The sequence below is a fragment of the Kitasatospora sp. NPDC023120 genome (genome assembly GCF_055560835.1).
Genome location: NZ_JBVHHY010000008.1, coordinates 307,784 through 317,027 on the forward strand (window position 1 = coordinate 307,784; position 9,244 = coordinate 317,027).

7 protein-coding genes and 1 pseudogene are annotated in these 9,244 nt (G+C 70.6%); all 8 read left to right on the forward strand.

Annotated features, from left to right (window positions below; translation table 11 throughout):
- The first annotated feature begins 41 nt into the window (after positions 1-41).
- The 8 genes and pseudogenes from ACZ3TI_RS14755 (at position 42) to ACZ3TI_RS14790 (ending at position 8,779) form a co-directional block, all read left to right on the forward strand.
- Positions 42-1,303: pseudogene (locus ACZ3TI_RS14755) on the forward strand (polyamine ABC transporter substrate-binding protein).
- Positions 1,304-1,340: 37 nt separating this feature from the next.
- Positions 1,341-2,483, forward strand: a complete 1,143-nt coding sequence (locus ACZ3TI_RS14760; protein ID WP_465726557.1) for an ABC transporter ATP-binding protein — start codon at positions 1,341-1,343, stop codon at positions 2,481-2,483.
- A complete protein-coding gene (locus tag ACZ3TI_RS14765; protein ID WP_465726558.1) occupies positions 2,480-3,409 on the forward strand; it encodes an ABC transporter permease in 930 nt (309 codons plus the stop codon). The genes ACZ3TI_RS14760 and ACZ3TI_RS14765 overlap by 4 nt, the downstream gene beginning before the upstream one ends.
- Positions 3,409-4,212, forward strand: coding sequence for an ABC transporter permease (locus tag ACZ3TI_RS14770; RefSeq protein ID WP_465726559.1), 804 nt, complete (start codon positions 3,409-3,411; stop codon positions 4,210-4,212). Before ACZ3TI_RS14765 ends, ACZ3TI_RS14770 begins: the two co-directional genes overlap by 1 nt.
- Positions 4,213-4,273: 61 nt before the next feature.
- On the forward strand, positions 4,274-5,668 hold the full coding sequence (locus ACZ3TI_RS14775) for an NAD(P)/FAD-dependent oxidoreductase (RefSeq protein ID WP_465726560.1): 1,395 nt from the start codon (positions 4,274-4,276) through the stop codon (positions 5,666-5,668).
- A 108-nt stretch (positions 5,669-5,776) separates the two neighbouring features.
- Positions 5,777-6,118 (forward strand): hypothetical protein, encoded by a 342-nt coding sequence (locus ACZ3TI_RS14780; protein WP_465726561.1) that lies wholly within the window; start codon positions 5,777-5,779, stop codon positions 6,116-6,118.
- A 121-nt stretch (positions 6,119-6,239) separates the two neighbouring features.
- Positions 6,240-7,028 carry a nucleotidyl transferase AbiEii/AbiGii toxin family protein gene (locus ACZ3TI_RS14785; RefSeq protein ID WP_465726562.1) on the forward strand — a complete coding sequence of 263 codons (789 nt, stop codon included), beginning with the start codon at positions 6,240-6,242 and terminating at the stop codon, positions 7,026-7,028.
- A 227-nt stretch (positions 7,029-7,255) separates the two neighbouring features.
- A complete protein-coding gene (locus tag ACZ3TI_RS14790) occupies positions 7,256-8,779 on the forward strand; it encodes a CoA-acylating methylmalonate-semialdehyde dehydrogenase (RefSeq protein ID WP_465726563.1) in 1,524 nt (507 codons plus the stop codon).
- Positions 8,780-9,244 lie beyond the last annotated feature (465 nt).

The window sequence follows — 9,244 nt, forward strand, 5'->3', positions numbered from 1 at the left end:
GCTTCCCCCACGCCCCCCTTCTCCCCCAGGAGGCCCGTTCCATGGCGTTCAACGAGCTCACCGACGGTCTGCCCGAACCGGTCCGCAGGGCCTGGGAGCGCAGCCTGACCAGCGGCCGGGCCGCGCTCACCCGCCGCACCCTGCTGCGCGCCGCCGCCCTCACCGCCGGAGCGGGCACCCTGGCCGCCTGCGGCATCCCTGCGGCATCCCGGCGGCCCCGCGGGCGACCGGCGACTCGACCGCGAACGCCGCCAAGGACCTCTCGGACGCGGAGAAGGAGGTGAACTTCTCCAACTGGCCGCTCTACGTGGACACCGACGAGCAGGACAAGGAGAAGCACGGCACCCTGGACGCCTTCACCCAGGCCACCGGGATCAAGGTCAAGTACACCGAGGACGTCAACGACAACGTCGAGTTCTTCGGCAAGATCAAGCCGCAGCTCGCCTCCGGCCAGGACACCGGCCGCGACCTGATGGTCCTCACCGACTGGATGGCCGCCCGGCTGATCCGGCTCGGCTGGGTGCAGAAGCTCAACCCGGCGAACGTCACCACCGCGATCACCAACGTCGAGGCGCGCTTCCGAGCCCCCGACTGGGATCCGGGGCGGCTCTACTCCTACCCGTGGGCGGGCATCCAGACCGTCGTCGCGTACAACCGGAAGGCGACCAAGGGGAAGGAGGTCACCAGCGTCTCGCAGCTGCTGGACGACTCGGAGCTCAAGGGCCGGGTCACCTTCCTCTCCGAGATGCGCGACAGCATCGGGATGGTGCTGCTGGACCAGGGCAAGGACTCCGCGAAGTTCACCGCCGACGACTTCGACGCGGCGGTCGCCAGGCTGCAGAAGGCCGTCGACAGCAAGCAGATCCGCCGCTTCACCGGCAACGACTACGGCCAGGAGCTGTCCTCCGGCGACATCGCGGCCTGCATCGCCTGGGGCGGCGACCTGATCCAACTGCGCGCCGACAACCCGGACATCGAGTTCGTCGTCCCGGAGCGGGGCTTCATCTCCTCGACCGACAACCTGCTGGTCCCGGCCAAGGCGCAGCACAAGGCGAACGCGGAAAAGCTGATCGACTTCTACTACCAGCCGAAGATCGCGGCGCAGCTGGTCGCCGGCATCGGCTACGTCTCCGCCGTCACGGGGATGAAGGACGAACTCGCCGCCCTCGCCCCGGACAGCGCGGCCAACCCGCTGGTCGTACCCACCCCCGAGATGGCGGCCAAGGCGCACGTGTTCCGCACGCTCACCGAGAGCGAGGAGAGCGACTTCGAGCAGAAGTTCTCCAAGCTCATCGGCGCCTGACCCCCTCCCGGCCGAGACACCCAGGAAGACACCACCCATGACAGACCAGCAGCGCGACGCGGCCGTCGGCGGCGACGTCCGGCTCACCGGTATCGGCAAGACCTACGGCTCCTTCACCGCCGTCCACCCCCTCGACCTGACCGTCCCCCAGGGCTCCTTCTTCGCCCTGCTCGGCGCCTCCGGCTGCGGCAAGACCACCACCCTGCGCATGATCGCCGGCCTGGAGGAGCCCACCAGCGGCACCGTCCTGATCGGCGGCCAGGACGTCACCGCCCTGCCCCCGTACAAGCGGCCGGTGAACACCGTCTTCCAGAGCTACGCGCTCTTCCCGCACCTGGACATCTTTGAGAACGTCGCCTTCGGCCTGCGCCGGCGCGGCAAGAAGGACGTCAAGCGGCAGGTCGACGAGATGCTGGAACTGGTCGAGCTCGGCCAGTACGCCCGGCGCAAGCCGCACCAGCTCTCCGGCGGGCAGCAGCAGCGCGTCGCCGTCGCCCGCGCGCTGATCAACCACCCGCAGGTGCTGCTCCTGGACGAGCCGCTCGGCGCGCTCGACCTCAAGCTGCGCCGCCAGATGCAGCTGGAGCTCAAGCGGATCCAGACCGAGGTCGGCATCACCTTCGTGCACGTCACGCACGACCAGGAGGAGGCCATGACCATGGCCGACACCATCGCGGTGATGAACGGCGGCCGGGTCGAGCAGCTGGGCGCGCCCGCCGACCTGTACGAGAACCCCGCCACCACCTTCGTCGCCAACTTCCTCGGCCAGTCCAACCTGCTGCCCGCCGAGGTCACCGGCACCGAGGGCGGCGACCTGCTGCTGAGTGCGGCCGGTGCCCGCCTCGCCGTGCCGAAGGCGCGCTGCGCCACCGACGCCAAGCGCGTCCACCTCGGCGTGCGCCCCGAGAAGATCACCATCACCCACGCCTCCGAGGAGGTCGCCGACGGCCGCAACAAGCTGGCCGGCACGGTGCTCGACTCCAGCTTCATCGGCGTCTCCACCCAGTACGTGGTGCGCACCGAGGGCGGCCAGGAGGTCACCGTCTTCGAGCAGAACATGGAGCGCGACGCCCGCGTCGTCCCCGGCGCCGCCGTCCTGCTGCACTGGAACCCGGCACACTCCTTCGCCCTGGACGCCTCGCAGGCGATCGACGCGGGCACCGGGGAGGAGGCCGCGTGACCGCCACCACCCCGGCTGCGCCGCCGCAAGTCATCCCGCTGGCACCGGCGGAGCGCAAGCCGAGGCGCAGGCTCACGCCGTACTGGCTGCTGCTGCCCGGCATCGCCTGGCTGGTGGTCTTCTTCGCCGTCCCGATGGTCTACCAGGCGTCCACCTCGCTGCAGACCGGCTCGCTCGAAGAGGGCTTCAAGGTCACCTGGCACCTGTCGACCTACTGGGACGCCCTGGTCGAGTACAAGTGGCACTTCGTCCGCTCGTTCTCCTACGCGGCCGTCGCCACCGTGCTCTGCCTGGCCGTCGGCTACCCGCTCGCGTACACGATCGCCTTCAAGGCGAGCAAGCGCTGGCGCAACGTCATCCTGATCCTGGTCATCGCGCCGTTCTTCACCAGCTTCCTGATCCGCACGCTGGCCTGGAAGACCATCCTGTCCGACGGCGGCCCGGTGGTCGGCGCGCTGAACGCGCTGCACGTCCTGGACCTCACCAACCTGGTCGGACTCACCTCCGGCGACCGGGTGCTGGCCACGCCGCTCGCGGTGGTCTGCGGCCTGACGTACAACTTCCTGCCGTTCATGATCCTGCCGCTGTACACCTCGCTGGAGCGGATCGACCCGCGCCTGCACGAGGCGGCCGGCGACCTCTACGCCCGCCCGTTCACCACCTTCCGCAAGGTCACCTTCCCGATCTCGCTGCCGGGCGTGGTCGCGGGCACCCTGCTGACCTTCATCCCGGCCTCCGGCGACTACATCAACGCCCAGCTGCTGGGCTCGCCGAGCGAGCAGATGGTCGGCAACGGTATCCAGAAGCAGTTCCTGAACGTGCTCGACTACCCCACGGCGGCCGCGCTGAGCTTCATCCTGATGGCCCTGATCCTGGGCATGGTGACGGTCTACATGCGCAAGGCCGGGACGGAGGAACTGGTCTGATGTCCCGGATTCTGAAGTGGGTGCGCGCCCACCTGGTGGTGCTGGCAGGCCTGCTGGCCCTCGCCTACCTGGTGCTGCCCAACCTGGTCGTACTCGCCTTCTCGTTCAACAAGCCGGTGGGCAAGTTCAACTACGAGTGGAACGAGTTCTCCACCGACGCCTGGACCGACCCCTGCGGCGTGGCCGACATGTGCCAGTCGCTCTCGCTCAGCCTGCAGATCGCGGTGTTCGCCACCATCGGCGCCACCGTGCTGGGCACCATGGTCGCCTTCGCGCTGGCCCGCTACCGCTTCCGCGGCCGCTCCGTCACCACCGCGATGATCTTCCTGCCGATGGCCATGCCCGAGGTGGTCATGGCCGCCTCGCTCGGGACGCTCTTCCTCAACATGCGCATCCCGTTCGGCTTCACCACCATCCTCATCGCGCACATCATGTTCTGCCTCAGCTTCGTGGTGACGGCGGTCAAGGCGCGTGTGATGAGCATGGACCCGAGGCTCGAACAGGCCGCCCAGGACCTCTACGCGACCCCCGCCCAGACCTTCCTGCGGGTCACCCTGCCGCTGGCGGCGCCCGGCATCGCCGCGGGCGCGCTGCTCAGCTTCGCGCTCTCCTTCGACGACTTCATCATCACCCAGTTCAACTCGGGCCCGACCACGGTCACCTTCCCGATGTTCGTCTGGGGCGCCTCGCAGCGCGGCATCCCGGTGCAGGTGAACGTCATCGGCACCGCGATGTTCCTCGCCGCCGTCGCACTGACCGTGGCCGGCCAGTGGCTCGGCAATCGCAGGAAGGCCACCGCCTGACGTACGGTCGGTCAGCGGTGGAACGTAACGTCATCTATCCGTAGAAAGTGGCTGATAATGCATGGACTCCGCCCGCGCACTCAGTGACGCCAGGCCCACCCCCTTCTGGCTGGAGGACCCCGGCCGGCCGGCGGCGCTGCCCGCCCTGGTCGGCGACACCACCTGCGACCTGCTGGTCGTCGGCGGCGGCTACTCCGGCCTGTGGACCGCCCTCATCGCCAAGGAGCGCGACCCCTCGCTGGACGTCGTGCTGCTCGAGGGCAACGAGGTCGGGTGGGCCGCGTCCGGGCGCAACGGCGGATTCTGCGCGGCCAGCCTCACCCACGGCTTCGGCAACGGCCTGGAGCGCTGGCCGTCCGAACTCGGACAGCTGGAACGCCTCGGTGCCGCCAACCTCGACGGCATCGAGGCCACCCTCAAGCGCTACGGCATCGACGCCGAGTGGGAGCGAACCGGCGAGATCGACGTCGCCACCCAGCCCCACCAGGTCGAGGAGCTCCACGAGGTCGCCGAGGCGGTCGCCCGCTACGGCCTCGACATCACCGTCCTGGACGCCGACCAGCTGCGCGCCGAGGTCGACTCGCCGACGTTCCTCGGCGGCCTCTGGGACAAGGAGGGCGTGGCGATGGTCCACCCCGCCAAGCTCGCCTGGGGCCTCAAGGACGCCTGTCTGAGCCAGGGCGTGCGCATCCACGAGCACACCCGGGCCACCGACCTGCGGGAGTACGGCAGCGGCATGGCCGCCCGCACCCCGTACGGCCGGGTCTTCGCCCGCCGGGTCGCGCTCGGCACCAACGTGTTCCCGTCCCTGCTCAAGCGGGTCCGCCCGTACATCGTGCCGGTGTACGACTACGCGCTGATGACCGAGCCGCTCAACGAGGAGCGGCTCGACTCGATCGGCTGGCGCGGACGGCAGGGGCTCGGCGACAGCGCCAACAAGTTCCACTACTTCCGGCTCTCCGCCGACAACCGGATCCTCTGGGGCGGCTACGACGCGGTCTACCACTACGGCGGGCACGTCCGGCACGAGTACGACCAGCGGCCGGAGACCTTCCGCACCCTGGCGAACAACTTCTTCCGCTGCTTCCCGCAGCTGGAGGGGCTGCGCTTCACCAACGCCTGGGGCGGCGCGATCGACACCTGCAGCCGGTTCTCGGCGTTCTTCGACACCGCGTACCGGGGCAAGGTCGCGTACGCGGCCGGCTACACCGGGCTCGGCGTCGGCGCGACCCGCTTCGGCGCCGAGGTGATGCTCGACCTGCTCGCCGGGGAGCGCACCGAGCGCACCTCGCTGGAGATGGTGCGTAGCAAGCCGCTGCCGTTCCCGCCCGAGCCGGTGCGGTGGGCCGGGATCGAGCTCACCACCCGCTCGCTGGAACGGGCCGACCGCAACGGGGGGCACCGCAACCTGTGGCTGCGCACGCTCGACCGGCTGGGGCTGGGCTTCGACAGCTGACCCCCGCGACCTGTCCCGTGTGGTCGCTGGCCGCGTAAGGGGGACCCGTCGTCCGCCTCTCCCCCGGAGCACTTCCGGGAGTACTGGGAGCGCACCGGGCTCGGCCTGGTGCTGCTGCCGGCCGGCCGGCGCTGGGACGTCCTCTGCGTCCCCGGACGGCTCGGGCGCCAGGCGCTGGAGATCCTGGAGACCGGCTCCTGCGGTCCGGTCCTCACCGACTTCGGCGGGGAGCACCTCGGCTTCCTGGTGCCGGTCGGTACCGCCGCCCGCTGGGTCGGCACGGGCGTGCGCAGCGCGGGAGAGGGCACCTGGATCGTCGTCCCGCACCCCGAGCGCCGCAGCCGGGGCGTGCATTGGCTCGTCCCGCCGGACGGCTCCGGGCGGCTCAACGACCCGGTGCTGCTGGAGCTCGCCCTGCACGAGGCGGCGGCGGGGCTCGGCGGGTGGTGAGCCGGTCGGGGGGAGCGCGTGGGTCGTCGGTGGAGCGCGGGCTGACGGTGGAGCGCGGGGCGATGACGGTGCGCGGGCTGACGGTGGCGCGCGGAGCGGGCGGTCGCGTCAGACTGGAGGCGTGACCACCGCCCCGCACGCCGTCGACGCCTCCCTCCGACCGGGCCCCGCCCAGCTGCGCCTGGCCGGCCTGGCCGCGCCCGTCTGCGACCGCTACGGCCTGGCCCTGGCCGGAGGGCACGCGCTGCGCGCGCACGGTGTCACGGCCTGCGTGCAGGACGGGCTCACCCTCGCGACCGGTGGCGCGGAGCTGTCGGAGGTGGCCGACGCGCTGGCCGAGGCGTACCGCGCGGCGGGCGGCGGGGTGGCCGAGCGGCCGGGCACTCCGCGGCTGGAACAGCTCACCGTTCGGCTGGCGCTGGGCGGTCGGACGCACTCGGTGGAGCTGCGCAAGGAGCCGCTGGGCCACCGGCCGGTCCGGCTCGACCTCGGCGCGCCCGGACCGGACGAGCCGCCGGTGGTGCTGCCGGTCGTCGCCCTGGAGGACGCGGCGGCGCTGACCACGGCGCTGCTCGTGGACCGGGGCATGCCGCGCGACCTGATCGACGTCCACGCCCTCACCCGGCACTACCGGGAGGGCGAACTGCTGGCGCTGGCAGGGGAGTTGGATCCGGATTTCCAGCCCGCGGCGCTCGCCGACCGGCTGGAGACGCTCGCCGAGGCGGCGGACGGGCGGTTCCGCGCCCGCGGCGTTCCGGCCGACGCGGTGGAGGAGCTGAAGCGCTGGGCGCTGGCCTGGGCACAGGACCTGCGGCTGGACCTGCTGGAGACCCAGGAGGCGGCGGACGGCCTGCACGATCCGTACCTGGAGGCCGCGGACCCGGAGGATGCGTCCCCGGAGGACGCCTGAGACCGGTCCTCCGCGGTGCCGCAACACGTTCGGAGTAACAACCGAACGACCTGTAAGGCTGAATCCGAGATCCCCGTCAGCCTGTTCGTTGAGCCTGGCCGTGGTGGCGCCCAGACTGGGAGACGAGCGCGGTAGCCCCGTGTATTTCCGTCGCCCGGCCCACCCGCGGGCGGCGCAGACCGGACCGGTGGCAGGACGCCGCCCGGGACTTCGGAGGCAGACGGACCTTGAGCAAGCACATCATTCACTGGATCGACGGCAAGCCGGTCGCCACCGCCGGTGCGGCGCCCCGCCGCGGTGACATCTTCGACCCGGCCACCGGCCAGGTCGCCGGCCAGGTCGACTTCGCCGGGATCGCCGAGGTCGACCAGGCCGTGGCCGCCGCCGCCTCGGCCTTCACCGAGTGGCGCACCGCCTCGGTGGCCAAGCGGTCGACGGTGCTCTTCGCCTTCCGCGAGCTGTTGAACGCCCGCCGTGAGGAGCTGGCCTCGATCATCGTGTCGGAGCACGGCAAGGTGCACTCCGACGCCCTGGGCGAGATCGCCCGCGGCCTGGAGGTCGTGGAGTACGCCTGCGGCATCCCGCAGCTCATCAAGGGCGGCTTCACCGAGCAGGCCTCCACCGGCATCGACGTCTACTCGATCCGCCAGCCGCTCGGCCCGGTCGCGATCATCTCGCCGTTCAACTTCCCGGCCATGGTGCCGATGTGGTTCTTCCCGATCGCCATCGCGGCCGGCAACACCGTCGTGGTGAAGCCCTCGGAGAAGGACCCGTCCGCCGCGAACTTCCTCGCCGGGCTGTGGAAGGAGGCCGGGCTGCCGGACGGCGTCTTCAACGTCGTGCACGGCGACAAGGTGTCCGTCGACCGCCTGCTGGAGCACCCGGACATCAAGTCCGTCAGCTTCGTCGGCTCCACCCCGATCGCCCGCTACGTCTACGAGACCGGTACCCGCTACGGCAAGCGCGTGCAGGCCCTGGGCGGCGCCAAGAACCACATGCTGGTCCTGCCCGACGCCGACCTGGACCTCGCCGCCGACGCCGCCGTCAACGCCGGCTTCGGCGCGGCCGGCGAGCGCTGCATGGCGGTGTCCGTCCTGGTCGCGGTCGACCCGATCGGCGACGAGCTGGTCGAGAAGATCAAGCAGCGGGTGGCCACCCTCAAGGTCGGCCCGGGCTGCAACGGCGACTCCGAGATGGGCCCGCTGGTCACCGGACAGCACCGCGACAAGGTCACCTCCTACGTGGAGTCCGGTGTCGCCGACGGCGCCGAGCTCGCCGTGGACGGCCGCAAGCACCCGATCACCGCCGAGGACAAGGACGGCACCCCGACCACCGACGGCTTCTGGCTCGGCCCGACGCTGTTCGACCACGTGAAGCCCGGCATGTCCGTCTACAACGACGAGATCTTCGGCCCGATCCTCTCGGTCGTGCGCGTCTCCTCCTACGAGGAGGGCGTGGCGCTGATCAACGCCAACCCCTACGGGAACGGCACCGCCCTGTTCACCAACGACGGCGGCGCGGCCCGGCGCTTCCAGTTCGAGGTGGAGGTCGGCATGGTCGGCATCAACGTGCCGATCCCGGTGCCGGTCGCCTACTACTCCTTCGGCGGCTGGAAGGCCTCGCTGTTCGGCGACGCCCACGCGTACGGCCCGGACGGCGTGCACTTCTTCACCCGTGGCAAGGCCGTGACCCAGCGCTGGCTCGACCCCTCGCACGGCGGCATCAACCTCGGCTTCCCCACCAACAGCTGAGCCCCTCCTTCGCCCGCGCGCCGGCCGGACCCCTCTCTCCGGGGCCCGGCCGGCGCGCTTTGCCTGCCGTTTGCATCAGCCCGCCGAAGCGCGTAGAGTTCTTCGAGCTGCTCGGCAGGGAGCACCGGACACGCGTCTGCGCGGACGGTCCCGGAGTGGCCAATCCTCTGAAACACCACTTCCCAGGTTCGGGCTGGGTTGCGTCCGCGTTTTCGCGTTCGCGGCTCGGGCCTTATTCTGCGTGCTCGTTTTATCGGATTGCGGTCGATTCGCCTTTCGGGGCAGGGATCGGTTAGAGTTTGGAACGTCGGACGGGGCGTCAAACCCCGGAAGAAACCGGCGAGTTGGATGAAGGAAGCCCGGAAACGGGGCGGAAAACATCTGATAAGCTGGAAACACGAAAGAACGAAGCCCGGAGGGTCCGCTGGAAGGCGGTCCGAAGGAAGCGTCCGTTCCTTGAGAACT